The sequence below is a fragment of the Halorhodospira halophila genome (assembly GCF_016653405.1).
GTDB classification, from domain to species: domain Bacteria; phylum Pseudomonadota; class Gammaproteobacteria; order Nitrococcales; family Halorhodospiraceae; genus Halorhodospira; species Halorhodospira halophila_A.
In genome coordinates this window covers 133,094-153,252 of sequence record NZ_NHSN01000025.1, presented here as the reverse complement: position 1 = coordinate 153,252, position 20,159 = coordinate 133,094, and the positions used below count along the sequence as shown (strand labels likewise).

At 68.8% G+C, this 20,159-nt stretch carries 17 protein-coding genes and 1 tRNA gene; 6 read left to right on the top strand and 12 right to left on the bottom strand.

Translation table 11 applies throughout. The features are described from left to right. Window positions 1-2: 2 nt before the first annotated feature. The 6 genes from CCR79_RS10085 to amrB form a co-directional block, all read right to left on the bottom strand. Window positions 3-1,205, bottom strand: a complete 1,203-nt coding sequence (locus CCR79_RS10085; RefSeq protein ID WP_201171748.1) for an MFS transporter — start codon at window positions 1,203-1,205, stop codon at window positions 3-5. Next, window positions 1,202-1,768: a TetR/AcrR family transcriptional regulator gene (locus CCR79_RS10080; RefSeq protein WP_201171747.1), complete on the bottom strand. Its 567-nt coding sequence runs from the start codon at window positions 1,766-1,768 to the stop codon at window positions 1,202-1,204. The genes CCR79_RS10085 and CCR79_RS10080 overlap by 4 nt, the downstream gene beginning before the upstream one ends. A 234-nt stretch (window positions 1,769-2,002) precedes the next feature. After that, entirely contained in the window at window positions 2,003-3,607 is a 1,605-nt protein-coding gene (locus CCR79_RS10075; RefSeq protein ID WP_201171746.1) for a C69 family dipeptidase, read from the bottom strand. A gap of 113 nt (window positions 3,608-3,720) precedes the next feature. Next, window positions 3,721-3,809 (bottom strand) — tRNA-Ser (locus CCR79_RS10070). A gap of 44 nt (window positions 3,810-3,853) precedes the next feature. After that, a complete protein-coding gene (amrA, locus tag CCR79_RS10065; RefSeq protein WP_201171741.1) occupies window positions 3,854-4,456 on the bottom strand; it encodes an AmmeMemoRadiSam system protein A in 603 nt (200 codons plus the stop codon). After that, the gene (amrB, locus tag CCR79_RS10060) at window positions 4,443-5,249 is read right to left on the bottom strand and encodes an AmmeMemoRadiSam system protein B (protein ID WP_201171739.1); all 807 of its coding nucleotides are present in this window, start codon (window positions 5,247-5,249) and stop codon (window positions 4,443-4,445) included. Before amrB ends, amrA begins: the two co-directional genes overlap by 14 nt. A 91-nt stretch (window positions 5,250-5,340) precedes the next feature. Here amrB and amrS point away from each other — a divergent pair, with 91 nt between their 5' ends. Continuing rightward, window positions 5,341-6,456, top strand: coding sequence for an AmmeMemoRadiSam system radical SAM enzyme (amrS, locus tag CCR79_RS10055; protein WP_201171738.1), 1,116 nt, complete (start codon window positions 5,341-5,343; stop codon window positions 6,454-6,456). On the opposite strand, the gene CCR79_RS10050 is transcribed toward amrS, so the two are convergent. Then, window positions 6,453-7,133 carry an NBR1-Ig-like domain-containing protein gene (locus CCR79_RS10050; protein ID WP_201171737.1) on the bottom strand — a complete coding sequence of 227 codons (681 nt, stop codon included), beginning with the start codon at window positions 7,131-7,133 and terminating at the stop codon, window positions 6,453-6,455. The genes amrS and CCR79_RS10050 overlap by 4 nt on opposite strands. 338 nt (window positions 7,134-7,471) lie before the next feature. Here CCR79_RS10050 and CCR79_RS13905 point away from each other — a divergent pair, with 338 nt between their 5' ends. After that, window positions 7,472-8,410: a diguanylate cyclase gene (locus CCR79_RS13905; protein ID WP_201171735.1), complete on the top strand. Its 939-nt coding sequence runs from the start codon at window positions 7,472-7,474 to the stop codon at window positions 8,408-8,410. Here the strand turns inward: CCR79_RS13905 and dinB are convergent. The 3 genes from dinB to CCR79_RS10030 are packed head-to-tail and all read right to left on the bottom strand — an operon-like array spanning window position 8,394 to window position 11,147. Further along, window positions 8,394-9,464 carry a DNA polymerase IV gene (gene dinB / locus CCR79_RS10040; protein ID WP_201171734.1) on the bottom strand — a complete coding sequence of 357 codons (1,071 nt, stop codon included), beginning with the start codon at window positions 9,462-9,464 and terminating at the stop codon, window positions 8,394-8,396. The genes CCR79_RS13905 and dinB overlap by 17 nt on opposite strands. A gap of 11 nt (window positions 9,465-9,475) precedes the next feature. Further along, window positions 9,476-9,910, bottom strand: coding sequence for a small multi-drug export protein (locus tag CCR79_RS10035; protein ID WP_201171713.1), 435 nt, complete (start codon window positions 9,908-9,910; stop codon window positions 9,476-9,478). A gap of 46 nt (window positions 9,911-9,956) precedes the next feature. Beyond that, a complete protein-coding gene (locus tag CCR79_RS10030; protein ID WP_201171707.1) occupies window positions 9,957-11,147 on the bottom strand; it encodes an HD domain-containing phosphohydrolase in 1,191 nt (396 codons plus the stop codon). Window positions 11,148-11,316: 169 nt separating this feature from the next. Between CCR79_RS10030 and glgC the strand changes: the two genes are divergently transcribed. From glgC to CCR79_RS10010, 4 genes are all read left to right on the top strand, one after another. Next, window positions 11,317-12,588 carry a glucose-1-phosphate adenylyltransferase gene (glgC, locus tag CCR79_RS10025; protein ID WP_201171705.1) on the top strand — a complete coding sequence of 424 codons (1,272 nt, stop codon included), beginning with the start codon at window positions 11,317-11,319 and terminating at the stop codon, window positions 12,586-12,588. Window positions 12,589-12,650: 62 nt separating this feature from the next. Next, window positions 12,651-14,321, top strand: coding sequence for a cation:proton antiporter (locus CCR79_RS10020; protein ID WP_201171704.1), 1,671 nt, complete (start codon window positions 12,651-12,653; stop codon window positions 14,319-14,321). Beyond that, window positions 14,318-15,175 carry a universal stress protein gene (locus CCR79_RS10015; protein WP_201171703.1) on the top strand — a complete coding sequence of 286 codons (858 nt, stop codon included), beginning with the start codon at window positions 14,318-14,320 and terminating at the stop codon, window positions 15,173-15,175. The genes CCR79_RS10020 and CCR79_RS10015 overlap by 4 nt, the downstream gene beginning before the upstream one ends. A gap of 62 nt (window positions 15,176-15,237) precedes the next feature. Further along, window positions 15,238-17,994 (top strand): cation-transporting P-type ATPase, encoded by a 2,757-nt coding sequence (locus CCR79_RS10010; RefSeq protein ID WP_201171702.1) that lies wholly within the window; start codon window positions 15,238-15,240, stop codon window positions 17,992-17,994. Between the two features lie 30 nt (window positions 17,995-18,024). Here the strand turns inward: CCR79_RS10010 and CCR79_RS10005 are convergent, their stop codons facing one another. Together CCR79_RS10005 and CCR79_RS10000 are read right to left on the bottom strand one after the other, a co-directional pair. Next, window positions 18,025-19,131 (bottom strand): aminotransferase class I/II-fold pyridoxal phosphate-dependent enzyme, encoded by a 1,107-nt coding sequence (locus tag CCR79_RS10005; protein ID WP_201171701.1) that lies wholly within the window; start codon window positions 19,129-19,131, stop codon window positions 18,025-18,027. A gap of 12 nt (window positions 19,132-19,143) precedes the next feature. Then, on the bottom strand, window positions 19,144-20,133 hold the full coding sequence (locus CCR79_RS10000; protein ID WP_201171699.1) for a Gfo/Idh/MocA family protein: 990 nt from the start codon (window positions 20,131-20,133) through the stop codon (window positions 19,144-19,146). Between the last annotated feature and the right edge of the window lie 26 nt (window positions 20,134-20,159).

The window sequence follows — 20,159 nt, the reverse complement described above, 5'->3', positions numbered from 1 at the left end:
GTTTACGTTCGGGTTGCCGACGGCGGTGGCCCCTCCACGGCAGCCCCGTCCGGTGCCGTGCGCGGGAAGAGGAACGAGGCCGCCGCCACGAGGAGTGCGAGCGTTGCGAAGGCCACGAACGCCTCCGTGTAGCCGGCCTGCGCGATGGCCCAGCCGACCAGCGGCGATCCGAGGGCCTGGCCGACGGTGATCGCCAGGAAGGGGACCACCGGTCCCAGCGAGGGCCGTTGACGCAACAGTCGGACGCCGGTAACCAGGTACAGTCCGGTTAGGGTCATGAACGCCCAACCGAAGACGCCGGCCGAGAACAGCGCGACCCACCACTCGCCCGGGGCGATGGCCACGAGCCCGGTGGCAGCGCCGAGGGCGACCAGCGCCATGGCCTGGGTGGTGGGGGCGCCAAACCGGTCACCGAGGTCACTCGCCCACGCCCCGGCTAGACCGGTGATGCCGACGGCCAACCAAAGCAGCCCGGTGAGCCTCTCGGGAAGATCGCCCATTTCCACGACCAGGTCGGGCGCGAAGATCCAGTAGGCGGACGAGGTCAGGCCCATCGCGACGCAGAACACGGTCAGCCCGACCACTGGCAGCCACCGCCCGGGTTCGTAGGCCCCGGAGGCCGGAGCGTTGTCGCCGGGCTGCGCCCTTGCCGTCTTCGGGATCAGGAACAGGGCGGCAATGACGCCCATGGCTGCGAGGGCCGCGAACGAGCCGTAGGCCAGGCGCCAGGCCCCGCTGAGCAGTAGTACCGTGGGGACGCACAGGATCAGGCCGAAGCTGGTGCCGGCGTTCATCACGGCGTTGACCCGCCCGCGGAGGTCGGCCCGCACGGCCACCTGCGCACCGGCGGACAGCGCCGGCATCATTAGCCCGGTGGAGATGCCACAGGCGAAGACGCCGGCGCCGAGCGTCAGCGCGTCAGCCGCCTGGCTGATCAGCATAAGGCCACCGAACGCAAAAAGACCGGAGACCACGGCCGCGTAGCGCGGACCGAGGCGGTCGACGATAGGTGACGCGATCAGGCTGGCGAAGCAGAAGCTGACAAAGGCCATCGAACTGATGACGCCGACGGCGTCTGCCGAGAGCCCCAGCTCTGTGCGGATGGCGGGGACGAACAGCCCGAACGCGTATCGGGCGAGCCCGAAGGCGACCGCGATCAGTCCGGCCCCGAGAACAGCGTAGCCGACAGCACCCACGGGCCTCATGATTCCGCACCCTGCGCAGTCGCGAGGACGGCGGGGATAATCCCCTGCAAGTGCTCGGTGGCGGCGGCCGCGCCGAGCACCGGGACCAGGGCGTTGGCCCCCTCAAGCACCATCAGCAGGCGTTCCGCCAGCTTCGGATCGCCTCTCGAGCGGTCGCGTTCCAGGGCGTCGCCGATGACGGCGAGGAGCTCGCGCTTGAGCCGGCGACCCTGCTCGGCGATCACCGGATGATCCTGCTCGTACTCGGCGATGGCCTTGAGGACAATGCACCCGCGACCGGGGGTGGTCTCCAGCCAACGGCAGTGGCGTTGTGCCAGTGCGGTGACGGCCTCACCCGGCGCCGCGTTGTCGACGGCAGCGCGCAGATCCTGGAGATAGCGCTCGTAGCGGCGGGCGAGCACCGCCTCCACCAGTGCCTCCTTGGATGGGAAGTGGTTGTACAGCGTCATCCGGGCGACCCCCGCCTGGGTGATGACGCGGTCGATACCCGTGGCGTGGAAGCCGGCCGAGTAAAAAAGCCGCTCGGCCGTGTCGAGCAGATTTTCGCGCTTGCTGTTGATCATGCGATACACCGGATCAGATAGAACGATCTGTCTAGTCTGGGGTAGAGGTCGCGACCTCGTCAATGGACCGGGCTGCGCTCACGCCTCCTCTTGCTCCTGCGGCGGCGGATCCGTGAAGCTCAGCGAGCTATAGCGGGCGAAATACAAGCGTCGGGGACCAGTGATTCGGCGGCAGGCCGACTTTGTTGCCGGGCCGTCGTGGTCGCACCTCTCGCTCAAGGCCGAGGAAGGATCCTACTCCCAGCCGTCGTAGGGGAGGAGGTCCTCATAGATCTCGTCGCTGCGATAAGTCTCGACGCCGAAGAGTAGGCGGCCGCGCTTCTCGATGCTGTCGGCCATGGTGCTGACGAGGTCGAGCGCATCTAGGGCTTGGGTGTTGCTGTACTCGGTCAGGTATGTCTCGGCCAGTTCCGGCTCCCCGGAGGCGATCAGAGCCCCGGCCATGGCGTGCACCTGTTCTTGCTCGGCTCGCCGCGCCGCCTCATACGCGGTCAGCGCCTCCTCGACCTCCGGGTAGAACGCCTCGTAGCGCTTCTCGTGGGCCGGGCCGGCATTCCACAGGGATCCGCCCATGGCGTGGAAGAGGCGCTTGAACTCCCGGAAGGCGTAGCGGCTGGCTTCCTGCTCGAAGAGTTCGGGCGGCAGGAACTGGGCGTCCTCGTCCTGGCTCAGGTAGCGGTGCCACTTGAACTCGACCGGAACGTCTTCCTGGCCAATGTAGTGCGGCATGAACGGGCTCGCTGACGAGGGTGCCACGGTCGCCCAGAGGGTCTGCAGTGTGTGGTGCTCGAGGTCGTCCCGCAGGTGGGCGACCGTCCCGTAACCCGCCGTCTGGCTGGTGATCTTCGGCGAGCGCACGGCCTCCTTCATGTCGCTCAGCGAGACCGGCTCACGCGCCTCAAGCCAGCGCTCCATCTCGGCGACCGCCGGCGCGCGCATCTGCATGCCGTCCTGCTCGGGCTGCCGATCCGTGCCATAGACCTCATTGAAATGGAAGGCGCCGTCTTGCTCCGGATCGTACCACCCCTGCTCCTCGGCGAAGGAGATAAGGTGCTCGGCACCCATGTAGTCCGGGTGGTCCTGGAAGTCCGCGGGTATCTCGCCGATGTAGCCGGGACGAGAAACCCGTACCTCGTCCGGCGCCAGGCGCTTAGCAGCCCAGAGGCCCTCTCCGCCGGCGAGCTGGATCAGAATCCATCCTTCGTCCTCGTCGGCGAACAGGTGCGAGTTGCCGCCGTAGGTCGCGTGGCCGTGCTCCTCGACCATCTCGCCAACGAGTGCGGTCGCGCCCCTCGCCGACTCGGCACGCTCCATGGCGATCTGCGCATGATCGCTGTAGGAGAGGCCGCGCTGGGGCGTCGGGGTCATCTCGACGAGTTCCTCGCGGGACGGCGACCAGATATCCCGTGCCGCCAGCCCTTGCTCGTTGAGGCCGCCGTTGACCAGCGGGGGCGGGAAGCCGGCCCACGAGGTGTAGCGCACGGCAATGTACTTGTTCGTCTGGCTTGCCTGCGGGATCTCGATGCGCTCGCCGGGGATGTCGGCCTGGTCTGTGATGCCTACCTCCATCGTGGCGCCAGGCTCATGTGACTGCGCCGGGATGACCTCGATGAAGTGGCTCGATGGCTCATCGCCGTAGCCGCCGAGCAGGACGCTACCATCCTCGGTCAGCTCGTGGCCGACGTAGAGCCCTACGCTCTTGCCTCGCTCCTCCTTGGGGTAGGTCGCGGGCGTGGCTGCGAGCAGTTCGCTCGCCTCGCCTCCGGCCAGGGTGGGTGCGCTGGCAGCGCCGCCGATCATCAGTGCCGGTGCGGCGAGGGTGATCAGGCGTTGCGGCAAGATTGCCTCCGGTTGGTTGCTTCCATCATGGATGAACCGTGAAGGCACGCCTCACTCTCGCCCGCAGGCGCAAGGCGTACACTTCCGGGAAGGCGGTGAGAAGGTTGGGAAGATGGCGGAAGGGGAGGGATTCGAACCCCCGGTGGGCAGGGCCCACAGCTGATTTCGAGTCAGCCGCCTTCGTCCGCTCGGCCACCCTTCCTAAGCCTTTTAGGATAGCCAGTAAGGGCGGGCTGCTGCAAGGGGTTACGGCGCGCGTGGTGTGTCGGTGAAGGTGACCGAGCGGTAGCGCGCGAATTGCAGGGTCCTGGACCAGTAGTCCGGGGGCAGGCCGGCCTTGAGCTTGAGCTGAGCGAGGAACTCCTGCGGGTCCGGTAGGCCCTCCCAGACCGCGGGCAGGAAGGTGGCGCGGCGCAGACCGTCGTGGAGGATCAGGCCGTCCTCGCCGGGGACCAGCTCTTCGAGCAGTTGCGCCTCGTGCTCCACCTCCAGGGGTTCGGCCTCGCCGAGGACGGCGACCTTGACGGTCAGCGCGTCGAGTTCTTCGCGGGTGACGGGGTCGAAGCGCGGATCGCTAAAAGCGGCCTCCAGGGCCGAGTCCATGACACTGCGCACCAGCGGTTGGCGGGGCACCAGGCTGCCCATGCAGCCACGCAGCACGTCGCCCTGGTGGAGCGAGACGAAGGCGGCCCCGGGCCGGGTCAGGGCCTCCGGCAGGCCCGAGGCGATGGGCAGCGGCTCGCCCACCTCCTGCTGGTGGGCGATGTTCTGCCGGGCGAAGCGGGGCAGGAGGGCGCCGTGCTCCGACGGGACGTCGGTGCCGATGGGAGTTTGCTCAGTGGAAGACATAGCTGCCATACCCTACGACCGAGGAGCGATCGCCGGTGACATCGCCGGAGTTGCATTGCGCAATCGTCTGCGCCTGCAGGCCGTGCTTGCGCGCGAACCACAGCAGCCCGCGCAGCGGGGCGGCGCCGCAGGCCCGCTGCGGGGTGATCTGCTCGAAGGTGCCGGCCTCGATGGCCGCGGTGGTCTCGGCGTCGAGCTGCCGGGCAGTGGGGTCGTCGTGGAAGTGGCTCAGGTCCGAGCTGACCACCACCAGGGTGTCCGGTTGCCAGAAACGCTCGATCAGGCGGCCGCACGCCTCGGCCGGACCGCGGCCGACCACCAGGGGGAGAACGTCGAAGTCCTCGAGCAGGGTCTGCAGGAAGGGCAGATGGACCTCCAGGCTATGCTCGCGTGCGTGGGCCGTGTCGTCGATGTGCACGCTATCCAGTGCCAGCGCCTTTCGGCGCAGGGTGTCGCTAACGGGCACCGTGCCTAGCGGGGTCGCCAGGGCGTCGGCCATCGGCAGGGCGATGCCGCTGAGGTCGACGAAGTGGGCCGGTCCGAGCAGCACCACGTGGCGCAGTTGCTGGCGGATCGGGGCGATGCGCTGATAGCCCCGCGCCGCGGCGGCACCCGAGAACGGGTAGCCGGCATGGGGGAGCACCATGGCGCGGGGGGCCCGGGCCGGGTCCTGTTCCGGCTCGCCGGCCTCGGCGAGCAGTTCCTGGACGGACCGGCGCAGGGCTTCCGCCTCGCCGGGGTAGAAGCGTCCGGCGACGGCAGGGGGGCGAACCGAGGGCGTGGTCTCGTGCATGGGCGTGACCTCCCGTGGCGAAGGAACCGCAATGTCGATGAACCCGTCTAAACTTTAGACGATTCAACCCGAGCGCGGTTTCCGAGCGATCATGAATCAGACCACGACCCCTGTACCAAGAGAGCGCGATCCCGCGGACCCGTCCGTCGTGGCCACGCGTTTCTGGAGCCGGTGTGACGACGGGCGGCTCCAGTGCGACCTCTGTCCGCGCCACTGTCGCCTGAAGGACGGGCAGCGGGGGCTGTGCTTCGTGCGTATGGCCCGGGGCGGGGAGGTGGTGCTGACCACCTACGGCCGCTCCAGCGGCTTCTGTATCGACCCCATCGAGAAGAAGCCGCTCAACCACTTCCTGCCCGGCTCGTCGGTACTCTCCTTCGGCACCGCCGGCTGCAACCTCGCCTGCAAGTTCTGCCAGAACTGGGACATGAGCAAGTCCCGGGAGATGGACATCCTCGCCGATCGCGCCGAGCCGGAGCAGATCGCCGACGCCGCGGCGGCCCAAGGGGCGCAGAGCGTGGCCTTCACCTACAACGACCCGGTCATTTTCCACGAATATGCAGTGGATGTGGCGGCGGCGTGCCGGGCGCGCGGCATCCGCACGGTGGCGGTGACCGCCGGGTATATCTGCCCGGAGCCCAGGGCGGAGTTCTTCGCTGCCCTGGATGCTGCGAATGTCGACCTCAAGGCGTTCAGTGAGCGTTTCTATCACCGTCTGACCGGCGCCCACCTGGCACCGGTGCTGGATACCCTGCGCTACGTTCGCCACGAAACCGATTGCTGGCTTGAGCTTACCACGCTGCTGATCCCCGGTGAGAACGACAACGATGCCGAGATTGAGGCCATGGCGCAGTGGGTGCTGGAGCACCTCGGCGCGGATGTGCCGATGCACTTCACGGCCTTCCATCCGGCCTTCCGGATGGTGAACCATCCGCGAACGCCGCCGCAGACCCTGAGCCGTGCCCGGGAGATCGCCCTGGCGCAGGGGTTGCGCTATGTCTACACCGGCAACGTCTACGACCCGGAGGGCAGTGCCACCTACTGCCACGCCTGCGGCGAGCGGCTCATTGAGCGCGACCGGTACGAACTCGGTGCCTGGCGGCTGGGCGCCGCCGGCGCCTGCCGGCGCTGCGGGGAGCCGTGCGCCGGGGTCTTCGAGGCCCGCCCCGGGCGCTGGGCGGGGCGGCGCCTACCCTTGCGTTTCAGCTAGTCGCTGCTGGCTTCCCCGGTCCCCGAGGCGGTGCCGATCGGCGCAATCACGCGGACCTTCGCCCAGACCCCTCGTGCGTCCGGGAAGCACAGGGATCCGTCGGCGAAGGTCATCTTCCAGTACGAGATGACCGTGGCGGGGGTCTGCGGGGCGGTGAAGTCGACCTGCAGCGTGACCCGCTCCCCGGGGTCGACCCGCGGGAGCGGTACCGAGGGTTGCAGCGGTACCAGTCGGGCGCCGATCTCCCGGGGGGTACCGGCCGTATCCAGGATGCGGATGTCGTCATCCTGACACGTGAGATAGCGGTCGACCCACGGCTGGTCGCCGAGATTCTGGAGCTGCCAGCCCTTGCGGAAGCGGCTACCCGCCAGCACCGGAGCGCCGTCCGGGTAGTTGAGGTCGCCGATGAAGCCGCTGCGGTCGAGGCCGTTCTCGACGGTCTCCGTGACCCCCGTCGCGTTGGGGTCGTTGCGGAACATGGGCTCGAGCAGTGCCAGCGGGTGGACCTCCAGCGCGTTGGCGATGCGGACGATGGTGCTCATGCTCGGATAGCGCCCCGGTTGCCAGGCGTCGTAGAGGGCCTGACGGCTCATGCCTGCCCGCCGGGCCAGCTCTGCCAGCGGGAGCCCTCGCTCCCGGGCGGTCTTGCGGATGTACTGCTCCAGTTCCGTCTGCATGAGCTCGGGTTTCGTCTTCGTCCGTGGATTAAGCGTAGCCCCGCTGACGGGATGGACTAGGGTAGTGGGCTTTAATCCTTTTTCATAGTAGGGAAACTGGCGCAACTGTCCAGCGATCTGGACGACTCGCACGCCTTGCATGGTCATCCACTGTATAAGGGGGCTACGATCCCCTCGGAAGCTGGCCGAAGTCAGGGCAGTGCAGTTTCGGGTGCGAAGGCTCCTGCCTGTCGGTTCGGCCCGATACGGGGGGCTGTACTGCCCTGACTTCGGCCAGCTGGGGCAGGGCGGAGCCTGGATCCGCCAGCGGTCTGGAATGGACTTCCGAGGTGGTTTGCGTGCGAGGGATCCCGCTGTGTTCCCTGATTGTCTTCGGTGGGCTGGGTCTTGCCCTGGTTTTCGGTGTCGCCTTCACCGCAGCCGGGACGTATCTCGGCCCAGAGAGCCACGCTGCTGAGCCGGCCCGCACGCATCCCGCTTTGCTCACCGCCCACCCGTCGCTCCCCGGCCTGCTGCGCATGCCGGAGGGCGGGCAAGCACCGGCTGGCACGTCGACCTACCTCGTGGCGCTCATCTCAGCCGGGGCAGGCTTCACCGTGGTGGGCCTGTTCGGCCTGTGGCTGCGCCGGCAACTGGTCGTTCCGCTGCAGGAGGCAGCCCGGTCCATCGAGGTTGGGGCGCCGATGCGCCTGCGGGGGATGGCCGGGGCCGTGCGCGAGCTGCGCATGGTCGAGGAGCGCTACAACCGCGCTCGAGAGGCCATGGAGCAGCGCATCGAGGCGCTGGACGAGCAGCTGCATACCGACTGGCTGACCGGGGTGAGCAACCGGCGCGGCCTCGAGGAGGCCTTGCTCGTGGAGTTGGATCGGGCGCGGCGCTCCGGGGCCCCGGTCAGCCTGGTCTTCCTGGATCTCGATGGCTTCAAGGCGCTGAATGATGAGCAGGGCCACGAGTCCGGGGATCGGGCCCTGCAGCAGGTGGCCAGACTGCTGCGCCGGCGCGTACGCGAGGCCGATGCGGTGGCGCGCTGGGGCGGCGACGAGTTCGTGATTCTCTGCCGGGACACCGACTTGGCCGGGGGCGAGGCGTTGGCCCATGCGCTCGCCCGGCGCCTGGCGCAGTGGCCGCGGATGCCGGGTGGGTGTCGGGCAAGCATCGGGGTGAGCGCCTGGCAGCCCGGAGAGGGTTTCCGCGAGTTGATTGCCCGTGCCGACGAGGCCATGTACGACGCCAAGCGCCAGGGTGGTGGGCGCGTCTGCGTCAGGTCAGGTCGCTAAAAAGGTCCTGTTCGCGTTGTCTCGGTTGCAGCCCCGAGAGGCTCACGCCGAGCAGCCTGACCGCCCGGGACCCGGCCTCGGTCTCCGCGAGCAGGGCGGGGATCAGGGCCTCGATGTCCGCCGCCCCGGCGACCGGCCCGTGCGGGGAGACCCGCCGCGTGATGGATTCGAAGTCGGCGTAGCGCAGCTTCAGTGTCACCGTCCGGGCCACCACGCCTTGGCTCTCCAGGCGCGTAGCCACCTTGGCGATGAGCGGAGCCAGCCGCTCGCGGATCTCTTCCGGATCCCGGGTGTCATCCCCGAAGGTGCGTTCGGCACCGATGGATTTCCGTGGTCGGCGCCGCCGGACGGGGCGGTGGTCGATGCCGCGGGCGGCGTCGTGCAGGGTGCCGGCGCGGTTGCCGAGGAACACGTGCAGATCGGCCAGCTCCCAGTCGAGCAGGTCGCCGACCCGGGTGATGCCGAGGCGCTCGAGCCGGGCGGCGGTGGCCGGCCCGACGCCGTGAAGCCTTCGGATTGGCTGAGCGGTGACGTACGCCGGTCCCTGTTCGGGTGGGACGACGTAGAGGCCGTCCGGCTTGCCCTCGTCCGAGGCGAGCTTGGCCAGCAGCTTGTTGTAAGACACCCCCGCCGATGCCGTCAGGCCGGTCTCCTCGCGGATGCGCCGGCGGATCGCCTGGGCCATGTGGGTGGCGGATCCGTGGAAGCGCTGCGAGCCGGTGACGTCCAGGTACGCCTCATCCAGCGAGAGCGGCTCGATGGTGGTGGCGAAGTCGGCAAAGATGCCGTGGATCTGCCGCGAGATGGCGCGGTAGTGGTCGAAGCGCGGGCGCAGGAAGGTGGCGTCCGGGCACAGGCGGCGGGCCCGGGCAGCCGGCTGCGCCGAGCGAATGCCGAAGGTTCGCGCCTCGTAACTCGCCGCGGCGACCACCCCTCGCCCGTCGGGGGACCCTCCCACCACCACCGGTCGTCCACGCAGGCTCGGGTTGTCGCGTTGCTCCACCGAGGCGTAGAAGGCATCCATGTCGATGTGGATGATCTTGCGCGCGGTCATCGCTACAACGCTCAGTCCGCTCGGGTCAGCCACTCCACGCCGGCGGCGGTCACCACCCCGGTGACCACCGCCCAGATGGCCAGGCTACCGATCATCCACTGCGCCGTCTGCCGCCGCCAGGCGCCCAGGGCCAGGGCCATCACTGCCGCCAGGTGGATGCCGGTGAGCACTGGCCCGAGCAGCGCCAGTCCGGGCAGCCCGTAGCGATCCCAGACTCGAGTGGCGCGGTCGCTCCAGCGCCGGCGCACCGGCCCGCGGCGGCGCTCCCACCAGCGAAACAGGGCGATGATGGCGAAAACCGGCAGCGCGTTGCCGATGAATGCGACTACGGTGAGCGGGGTCACCGAGAGCCCCATGGCTGCGCCCATGGGAATGACGACCATGAGCTCCACCCACGGAGTGGCGGCGAGCAGGAAGACGACCGAGTACTTGAGCAGCAGTTCCATAGAGGGGGCCGGCGCATGAATGAGCGGCCCATTCTAAGCGAATCGTCTAGATAAAGAGTTCCGGGGGCAGGGCCCAGTTTGCGGGATCCTCGGCACGCTCGATGCGGTGAGCGGGGTGGCCGTGGTACAGGTCCAGAGTGGGGGGTGGTTCGATCATGCGCTGCGCCGAGATATCGTAGACCACCCGGACACGCGGCTTGTCTGCGGGGCGGTCCCGGGCCTCCAGGACCACGCCGAGCTTGCCGGACGATAGGCGCACCAGGGTGCCCGGTGGATAGATTCCGACGCAGCGCACGAACCGCTGCACCAGCTTACCGTCCAACCCCTGGCCGGCTTCGTGGGCGACGATGCGGAGTCCTTCGGTCGGTGGGCGGCCGCGGTGGTAGGCGCGGATGGCGGTGACGGCATCGTAGATGTCGACAATGGCGGCCATGCGGGTCTCGATGCTCAGCTGCCGGCCGCTCAGGCCGTAGGGGTACCCGGAGCCGTCGATCCGTTCGTGGTGCTGCTCGGCGATGCGCACGGCCAGCGGAGTGGCCTGGGCCGTCTCGCGCAGTAGCGCCGCGCCGCGCCAGGTGTGGTCCTTGACCTGCTGATACTCCTCCGGCGTCAGCGGACCCGGCTTGGAGATGATGGCATCCGGTAGCAGCGTTTTGCCGATGTCGTGGACGATCCCGGCGGAGCCTAGTGCACGTACATGGGGCTCGGGCATGCGCAGGTAGCGCGCGAACGCCATCAGCAGTACGCCGACGTTGACGCTGTGCTGGTAGGTGTAGTGGTCGCGGGAGCGGATGCGCCCGAAGGCGAGCATGGCATCCGGGTGCTCGTGCAGGGCAGCGGAGAGTTCCTCGCTGATGGTGTCGATGTCCTGCATGCGCAGGGCCCGGCCGGCGCGGGCATCCTGCAGCAGCTCGCGCACCGCCGAGCGCGCCTCCTGAGTCAGTTGCCGTGCCCACTGCCGCCCGTCGCCGGCCTTGGCCCGGGCGGGGCGCCGGTGGCTTGGTTCGGCGGCCTGCTGCGCCGCGCCGGAGGTTTCGGGGCGTCCGCGGTGTGGGTCGACCCGCACCCGGGTCAGCCCCATGGCGCGGATCTTGTCGATGCTCGCCTGCTCTAGCTCGAACTGGTTGTACAGGAACGGGTGCATGGCCCACTGCACGCCCAGGTCGACGAGGTACATGCCGGGGCGCAGGTCCTCGACCGGGACCTCGACCGCGTCCCTGGGTGGTGGTCTTTCCACGACTGCTTCCCTCCGCCCGGTTCCCTGCCGGGGATCGCAACCCTGCATTTGAAACTCCAGCGGTCAGCGTAACCCAAACGCCATTTCCCGCAACCCGGAGAGGGGAGCCGTTGGCATTGCCGCACCGCCCTTATATCCTGATCGGGTTCGAGCCCGCCCCGGAGGTCGCATGTTCCTAGAGCGCAACCCGCGATTCGTCAGCCGGCTGACGCGTGAGACCCTCGCGCTGATCATGGCCGGCGGCCGCGGTGGACGGCTCTCCAGCCTCACGGACTGGCGCACCAAGCCGGCGATCCCCTTTGGCGGCAAGTTCCGGCTGATCGACTTCCCGCTCTCGAACTGCATCAATTCGGGGATCCGTCGGGTGGGCATCCTGACGCAGTACAAGGCCCACTCACTGATCCAGCATGTCCAGCGCGGCTGGGGGTTCCTGCGCGGTGAGTTCGGCGAGTTCGTCGAACTCATCCCCGCCCAGCAGCGCATGGACAAGCCGCTGTGGTACTCCGGCACGGCTGATTCGGTCTACCAGAACATCGACATCATCCAGGCCCACGACCCGAGCTACGTGCTGATCCTCGCCGGCGATCACGTCTATAAGATGGACTACGGTGCGATGATCGCCCGCCATGTGGAGTCCGACGCCGACGTCACCGTCGGCTGCGTGCAGGTGAGTCTGGAGCAGGCCCGCGCCTTCGGGGTGATGACCGTCGAGAAGGACGGGCGCGTCACCGCCCTGACCGAGAAGCCGACGCACCCCGAGCCGATGCCGGGCAAGGACGATGTGGCCCTGGTCTCCATGGGTATCTATGTCTTCAACCGCGACTACCTGCTGCAGGTGCTGCGCGAGGACGCCGAGAACTTCGCCAGCTCGCGGGACTTTGGGCGGGACGTCCTGCCCGCGGCCATCCAGCGCGATCACGTCCAGGCCTTCCCGTTCAGCGACCCGGTCAGCGGCAAGCAGGCCTACTGGCGGGATGTGGGCACCGTGGACGCCTTCTACCGCGCCAATCAGGAGCTGATCCAGGAGGAGCCGGAGCTCGATCTCTACGACGACGAGTGGCCGATCTGGACCTACCAGGCGCAGCTGCCGCCGGCGAAATTCATGCATGATCAGAGTGGCAAGCGCGGCATGGCCATCGATTCGATGGTCTCCGGCGGCAACATCATCGCCGGTGCCTCGGTGCGTCGCTCGGTGCTCTTCTCGCGGGTGAAGGTGGGCCCCGGTGCCGAGGTCAAGGAGTCGGTGATCCTGCCCCGGGTGACCGTCGGCGACGGCTGCCGGGTGCGCAATGCGGTCATCGATGAGGGCTGCCGCATCCCGCCGGGGATGGTCATCGGCGAGGACCTGGAGACCGACCGCGAGCGATTCCATGTCACCCCGGGCGGTGTGGTGCTGGTCACCGCCGAGATGCTGGGCCAGGAAGTGGCTCACGTGCGCTGAAACGCCCGCGCTTCGCCGACGCTCGCGTCCCCGCCCATTGCCCCTGATACCAGGAAGCTTGTATGGCTGAGATCCCTGCTGTCGAAGGACTGTTCAACCAATTCGCCATCCTGCTGCTCGTTGCAGCCGTCATTGGCTTTATCGGCACCCGCCTCAAGCAGCCGCTGATCGTATCTTTCATCGCGGTGGGCATCCTGGTGGGCCCGTCTGCGCTTGGCTGGGTGGACGGGCACGAGCCGATGATGGAACTGCTGGCCGAGATCGGTATCGCGCTGCTGCTGTTCATCGTCGGCCTCAAGCTCGATCTGCACCTGATCCGCACCATGGGGCCCGTGGCTCTCGCTACTGGCCTGGGGCAGGTGATCTTCACCTCGGCGGTTGGTTTCCTGATCGCACTGGCGATGGGCATGGAGCCGATCACCGCCCTCTACGTGGCGGTGGCGCTGACCTTCTCGAGTACCATCATCATCGTCAAGCTGCTGTCGGATAAGAAGGAGATCGACGCCCTGCACGGGCGCATCGCCATCGGTTTTCTGATCGTGCAGGACATCTGCGTGGTCCTGGCCATGATCCTGATCACCTCCCTGGCAGCTGGTGAGGGGGACGCCAACGTCGCCGTCGAGGTGGGGCAGGTCCTGCTGACGGGCGTGGCCCTGCTGCTGTTCGTGGGCGTGTTGATGCGCTATGTGCTGCCGCGGCTGCTTAACATGCTGGCGCGCACACCGGAGCTGCTGGTGCTCTTCTCCATCGCCCTGGCTGTGGCGATGGCCACTGGGGGCGATCTGATGGGCTTCAGCAAGGAGGTGGGGGCTTTCCTGGCGGGTATCGCCATCGCATCCACGCCCTATCGCGAGGCGGTGGCCTCGCGGCTGACGGCGCTGCGCGATTTCCTGCTGCTGTTCTTCTTCATCTCCCTGGGCGCGCAGCTGGATATGGGCACCATCGGCGATCAGGTGGTGCCGGCGCTGATCTTCTCGGCCTTCGTGCTCATCGGCAACCCGATCATCGTGCTGATCATCATGGGCTTTATGGGCTACCGCAAGCGCACCGGCTTCCTGGCCGGGCTGACGGTGGCGCAGATCTCGGAGTTCTCCCTGATCCTCGCGGCCCTGGGCATGTCGGTGGGGCACATCGGCCAGGACACCATGGGGCTGGTGACGCTGGTGGGGCTGATCACCATCGGCGCTTCCACCTACATGATCCTCTACTCCAAGCCGCTCTATGAGCGTCTGGCGCCGCTGCTCTCGGTCTTCGAGCGCAGGACCCCGCACGCGGAGATCGCCCTGGACAGTCAGCCGGATCAGCACTACGAGGCCGATGTGGTGATCTTCGGTTTGGGCCGCTACGGGCACCAGCTGGCCAAGAACTTCAAGGCCCGCGGCTGGCGGGTGCTCGGCGTGGACTTCGACCCGACCCTGGTGGGACAGTGGCGGGACGAAGGCCACATGGCCCACTACGGCGATGCCTCGGACCCGGAGTTCCCGCAGACCCTGCCGCTGGGCCGGGCCCGCTGGGTGATCAGCACGGTGCCCGATCGGGACATCGGGGCAACGCTGATCACTGCGCTGCGCGGGGCCGGCTACCGCGGTAAGGTGGCGGTTACGTCCCACTCGCGGATGGATGCTGACTACCTGCGTGGCCACGGGCCCGACCGGGTCCTGCTGCCCTTCGTCGACGCCGCGGAGATGGCCGTGGCCGGGATCACCGGGGGGCAGGGAGGCGGTGAACGATGAGCCTTGAGCGGATCCTGATTGCCAGCGACCTATCGGAACGGGCGGCGCTGGCCGGCGCTCGGTCGGCGCAGTTGGCCGAAGAGGCGGGAGCCGGCGTCGTAGCCGTCTGTGTCGTCGAGGGTGATATCCCGGCCGAGGGCGGCGGTGGCGATCCGCGGGCCACGGTACAACAGGCGGTCGAGGCCGAGCTGCAGCGGGTCACGCCGGGGCACTGGGCATCCGTGCGGGTGCGTTTCGGAGACACGCTTGGTGAGTTGTCTCGGGTGGCCGAGGAGGAGCAGGCTCAGCTGCTCCTCCTTGGTGCCCATGGTCAGCATTTCGCGGCCGACTGGGTGCTGGGGACGACCGCCGAGCAGGTCGTGCGCCACCTGCCGGTGCCCACTCTGGTGGTCCGGCAGTCGGCGGAGCATCCCTACCGGCGCATCCTGGTCGCCACCGATTTTTCCGCCTGTGCCCGCGCCGCCCTGCAGCGCGTAGCGGACTGGTTCCCGGGCGCGGACCTGGAGCTGCTCCATGTCCTCGACACCCAGGCCCTGGAGCAGATGCGTACCGCCGGGGTGGATCCGCGCTGGGTGGAGCGGCGCTACGAGCAGCTGCGCACCGAAGCCGAGTCCCGTCTACGTGAGGAACTGCTCGCCTGCAGGGTCGATCCGGATGAGGTGACGATGACGCTGTTGGCGGGCCATCCGGCGGAGTTCTTGCTCGAGCGCGTGCGGACCCGCCAGCCCCAGCTGGTGGCCATGGGCAATCACGGCCGCGGACGCTGGGGCAATCTGCTGCTCGGCAGCGTGGCCAGCCGCGTGCTGCACCAGATCGACACGGACCTGCTACTGGTCCGTGCCGGGGAGGGCTGAGGACGCCCCGGGCATGCCGCTGCGGTGGCGGTCCGCAACCTTCCCGACTGCGCGGAGGTTTCATGGTGGAGGACGAAGGGGACGCGGCCCCCGGGGCCGCGCAGGAGCCGGCTGGACGCTGGCATGCCAGAGAGGCCGAGCAGGTTGCCGAGCACTTCGGCTCGGGGCCGCAGGGCTTGGCGGTCGACGAGGTCCAGGCGCGTCTGCAGCGCCACGGCCCCAACCGGCTGCAGCCGCCCGAGCGGGCCGGCCCGGTGGTGCGCTTCCTGCGCCACTTCCACAACATCCTGATCTACATCCTGATCGCCGCTGCGCTGGGCACCGCGCTGCTCGGCCACTGGGTCGATACCGGGGTGATCCTGGCGGTGGTGCTGATCAACACCCTCATCGGCTTCCTCCAGGAGGGCAAGGCGGAGCGCGCCCTGGATGCCATCCGCCAGATGCTCTCGCCCCAGGCGGTGGTGGTCCGCGGCGGCGAGCGCCAGGAGGTCGACGCCGCCGAGATCGTCCCCGGCGACGTCGTCTTCCTCCAGGCCGGTGACAAGGTGCCCGCCGACCTGCGTCTGCTCAACGCCAAGAACCTGCGCATCGACGAGGCGGTGCTCACCGGTGAGTCGGTGCCGGTGGAGAAGGGCACCGAGGCGGTGGATGCCGGTGCGGATCTCGGCGACCGGCGGGGGATGGCCTACTCCGGCACCCTGGTGACCTTCGGCCGGGGGCTCGGCGTGGTGGTGGCCACCGGGGCGGAAACCGAGGTCGGGCGCATCTCGCAGATGCTCGGCGAGGTGCACAGCCTGCAGACGCCGCTGATCCGACAGACCGAGCAGTTCGGCCGCTGGCTGGCGGCGATCATCGTGGTGGTGGCGGCCTTCACCTTCGCCTTCGGCTACTGGGTGCGGGACTACCCGCTCGACGAGATGTTCCTGGCCGCGGCCAGCCTGGCGGTCTCCACCATCCCCGAGGGTCTGCCGGCGATCCTGACCATCGCCCTGGCCATCGGCGTTCAGAAGATGGCCCGGCGCAACGCCATTATCCGGCGCCTGCCCGCGGTGGAGACCCTCGGCTCGGTCTCGACCATCTGCTCGGACAAGACCGGCACGCTCACCCGCAACGAGATGACCGTTGCCACGCTGGTCAGTGGCGAGCGGCAGCTGCGGGTCGATGGCGTCGGTTATGCCCCCCACGGCGGGTTCTGCGAGGGGCACGAGGAGGTGTTCCCCGACCGCGACCCGGTCTTCCACCAGGCCCTGCTCTGCGCCCTGCTGTGCAACGACGCGGAGCACTTCGAGCGCGACGGCGAGTGGCGTCTGCGCGGCGACCCCACCGAGGGGTCGCTGGTGGTGGCCGCACGCAAGGCCGGCTACGATCCGGTGGCCGAGGCGGAGCAGCGCCCGCGCGTGGACGTCATCCCGTTTGAGTCGGATCACAAATACATGGCGACCCTGCACTCTGACCATCACGGATGGCAGGGGATCTATCTCAAGGGCAGTCCGGAGCGGCTGCTCGAGCTCTGCAGTCACGAGCAGACCACCGCGGGGGCGCAGCCGCTGGAGCGGGCCCGGTGGGAGTCGGCCATGGACGAGGTGGCCGCTCGCGGTGAGCGCCTGCTGGCCCTGGCCGTGCGGGAGGTCGAGCCCCATCAGCAGGAGCTGACCTACGAGCAGGTGGAGGCGGGGGGATTCACCCTGCTGGCGCTGGTCGGCATCATCGACCCGCCCCGCGAGGAGGCCATCGAGGCGGTTGCCCGTGCCCAGGGGGCGGGGATCCGGGTGAAGATGATCACCGGGGATCACCTGGCCACCGCGCGGGCCATCGGCCGGCAGCTGGGGATCGGGCAGGGGGCGGCGGTCTCCGGCCAGGAGATCGACGGCATGGACGACGCGACGCTGCAGGAGACGGTACGCCGCGTCGATGTCTTTGCCCGCACCACGCCGGAGCACAAGCTGCGCTTGGTTCAGGCCCTGCAGGCCGAAGGTGGCATCTGTGCCATGACCGGCGACGGGGTCAACGATGCGCCGGCGCTCAAGCGCGCCGACGTCGGCGTGGCCATGGGCAACAAGGGCACCGAGGCGGCCAAGGAGGCCTCGGAGATGGTCCTGGCCGACGACAACTTCGCCTCCATCACCCACGCGGTGGAGGAGGGGCGCGCCGTCTACGACAACATCCGCAAGGCCATCCTGCACATGCTGCCCACCAACGCCGGGCAGTCGCTGACCATCATGATGGCGATCCTGATGGGGCTGGCCCTGCCGCTGACCCCGGTGCAGGTGCTCTGGGTGAACATGGTCACCTCGGTGACGCTGGCCATGGCGCTTGCCTTCGAGCCGGCCGAGCCGGGGGTGATGGGGCGCCCGCAGCGGGATCCGAAGGCGCCGCTGCTCTCCGGCTTCATGCTCTGGCGTATCCCGTTTGTGGCGCTGCTGCTGTGGCTGGGGACCTTCGGCCACTTCGTGTGGATGGAGGAGGTGGTCGGCGCCAGCGATGAGCTGGCCCGGACCGTGGCCATCAACACCCTGGTCGCCGGCCAGGCGTTCTATCTGCTCAACCTGCGCCTGATCTACGACCCGATCTGGCGGGGCTGGGCGTTGTTCCGCTCGCAGGCGATGTGGATCGCCATCGGCGTGCTCATCCTGCTCCAGATTGCCTTCACCTACGCCCCGGTCATGCACGCGCTCTTCGGCACCACGCCGATTGGGCCCCAGGACTGGGCGCGCATCTTGCTCTTCGGGCTGGCGGTGTTCGTGATCGTGGAGTTGGAGAAGGCCGTCGTCCGCCGGCTGCCTGCGCGGCAGCCGGCTTCGGTGGCGACGACGGGGTAGCCGGTGATCCGGGTCGGGGCGGTGCCCGGCTCAGGCCTGCTGGAGGGCCTGACGCACCGCCTCGGCCACCTGGAGGGCGCGCTCCTCGCCCATGTACGGCCACATGGGCAGGCTCAGCACCTCGTGGCAGGCCTGCTCGGCCACCGGACAGTGGGCCTCCAGGTGCTGGTAGACCGGCTGCTGGTGGACCGGGACCGAGTAGTAGACCATGCAGCCGATGCCGGCCGCCTGGAGGGCGTCGCGCACGGCGTCGCGGCGGCCGTCGGCGATGCGCACGGTGTACTGGTGGAAGATGTGATCGCCGTGGGGCGCCGTATGCGGCGTGGTCAGACCCGGCAGGCCGGCCAGTTCGCGGTCGTAGAGCGCGGCGATCTCCTTGCGCTGGGCGTTCCAGCCGTCCACGTGGGGCAGCTTGACCTGTAGCAGGGCCGCCTGCATGGCGTCGAGCCGCGAGTTGTAGCCGATCAGGGTGTGGTGGTCGCGGCGCTCTTGGCCGTGCAGACGCAGCAGCCGGCACTGAGCGGCGAGCTCGTCGTCATCGGTGGTGATCATGCCGCCGTCGCCGAAACCGCCCAGGTTCTTGGTCGGATAGAACGAGTGGGCCCCGAGATCGCCCAGCGTGCCCAGCCGGGCCTCGCCCTGGCGGGCCCCGAAGGCCTGGGCCACGTCCTCGATCACCCGCAGGCCGCGCCGGCGCGCCAGCTCGTTGACGGCGGCCATATCCGGCCCCTGGCCGAAGATGTGCACCGGAAGCAGCGCCTTGGTGCGCTCGGTGCAGGCCGCCTCCAGGGTCTCGGCGGTGACGTTGAAGGTGTCCGGGTCGATGTCGGCAAACCGCGGCGTGGCGCCGGCCAGGCTGATGACCTCGGCGGAGGCGTAGAAGGTGAAGGGCGAGGTCACCACCTCGTCGCCCGGCTCGACCCCGGCGGCGACCAGGGCGATCAGCAGGGCGTCCGTGCCGCTGTTGACGCCGATGGCGTGCCGGCAGCCCAGGTGCTCGGCCACCGCCTGCTCGAAACGCTCCACCGTGGGACCGAGGACGTAGGCCCCGGAGGCCAGCAGATCCGTGGCGGCCTGTTCGAGTTCGCCGCGCAGGGCGTCGTATTGCGGCTTCGGGTTGTAGATGGGGATCTGCACGCTTTCCAGCTCCTATGCGTTCTCTGCGTTTCTCAGGCGCCCCGTGGCCTCGGCCAGCAGGTCGACGATGCCGGCGGCAAAGCGACCGTCCGACTGACACGTCTGCCCGTGGCGCAGGCAGTCGAGGAAGTGCTCCAGCTCCAGGCGCAGGGGTTGGCCGTGGCCTTGGTGGATGGTCTCGGCGCCCTCGTCGATGTTGTCCAGGTGGCCGTCGATGCCCTTGCGGTGGTGGGTGACCACCTGGTTGATCTCGTCGTAGACCACCATCCCCTCGCTGCCGACGATGACCAGGTTGCGCCGTTTCTCCGGCCACAGCCAGGAGCAGTGCAGGTGGCTTTGCAGGCCGTCGTCGTAGCTCAGGTGGAGGTAGACGTCGTCCTCGATGCCCGGCTGCAGGATGCACTGGCCGTGGACCTGCATGCCGCGGGGCGTTCGCCCGGGCAGCAGGAAGCGCTGCACGGCCACGTCGTGGGTGCCCAGGCACCACAGGGCGTTCTCGTAGTCGCGCGCCCGCCCCAGGCCCAGACGCTCCTGATGGACGCTGTGCACCTGCCCGATGCGCCCGGCGGCCAGGTCGTCGCGCAGCCACTGGATGGCCGGCTGGAAGAGCAGCAGGTGGCCGACCATGAGCAGCCGCCCACGCTGCTCGGCCAGTTCCACCAGGTGCCAGGCCTGGCTCGGGTCCGGGGTGAGGGGCTTCTCGACGAAGACGTCCTTATCGGCCTCCAGGGCCTGGCGGACCACCTCGTAGTGGGTCGCCACCGGGGTGGCGACGGCGACGGCGTCGAGCTGCGGGTTGGCCAGCGCCGCCGCGGTGTCCGTGTAGGTGGGGACGTCGGGGCAGATCGTCTGGACCTGGCGCAGGTTTTCGGCGTTGACCTCGACGACCGCGTGGAGGGCGCCGAGCTCATGGAGGTTGCGGACCAGGTTGCGGCCCCAGCCGCCGGCGCCGATGACGGCAACCCGGGGTGTGGCGGCCTGGGCGGCTTCGGTCGTGGCCATGGGCGTATCGATCCTCTCTTGGTGCC

Coding starts and splice junctions, on each gene's coding strand:
- CCR79_RS10085 (WP_201171748.1), bottom strand. CDS start 1,205: ATGAGGCCCGTGGGTGCTGTCGGCTACGCTGTTCTCGGGGCCGGACTG.
- CCR79_RS10080 (WP_201171747.1), bottom strand. CDS start 1,768: ATGATCAACAGCAAGCGCGAAAATCTGCTCGACACGGCCGAGCGGCTT.
- amrA (WP_201171741.1), bottom strand. CDS start 4,456: ATGTCTTCCACTGAGCAAACTCCCATCGGCACCGACGTCCCGTCGGAG.
- amrB (WP_201171739.1), bottom strand. CDS start 5,249: ATGCACGAGACCACGCCCTCGGTTCGCCCCCCTGCCGTCGCCGGACGC.
- amrS (WP_201171738.1), top strand. CDS start 5,341: ATGAATCAGACCACGACCCCTGTACCAAGAGAGCGCGATCCCGCGGAC.
- CCR79_RS10050 (WP_201171737.1), bottom strand. CDS start 7,133: ATGCAGACGGAACTGGAGCAGTACATCCGCAAGACCGCCCGGGAGCGA.
- dinB (WP_201171734.1), bottom strand. CDS start 9,464: ATGACCGCGCGCAAGATCATCCACATCGACATGGATGCCTTCTACGCC.
- CCR79_RS10035 (WP_201171713.1), bottom strand. CDS start 9,910: ATGGAACTGCTGCTCAAGTACTCGGTCGTCTTCCTGCTCGCCGCCACT.
- glgC (WP_201171705.1), top strand. CDS start 11,317: ATGTTCCTAGAGCGCAACCCGCGATTCGTCAGCCGGCTGACGCGTGAG.
- CCR79_RS10020 (WP_201171704.1), top strand. CDS start 12,651: ATGGCTGAGATCCCTGCTGTCGAAGGACTGTTCAACCAATTCGCCATC.
- CCR79_RS10015 (WP_201171703.1), top strand. CDS start 14,318: ATGAGCCTTGAGCGGATCCTGATTGCCAGCGACCTATCGGAACGGGCG.
- CCR79_RS10010 (WP_201171702.1), top strand. CDS start 15,238: ATGGTGGAGGACGAAGGGGACGCGGCCCCCGGGGCCGCGCAGGAGCCG.
- CCR79_RS10000 (WP_201171699.1), bottom strand. CDS start 20,133: ATGGCCACGACCGAAGCCGCCCAGGCCGCCACACCCCGGGTTGCCGTC.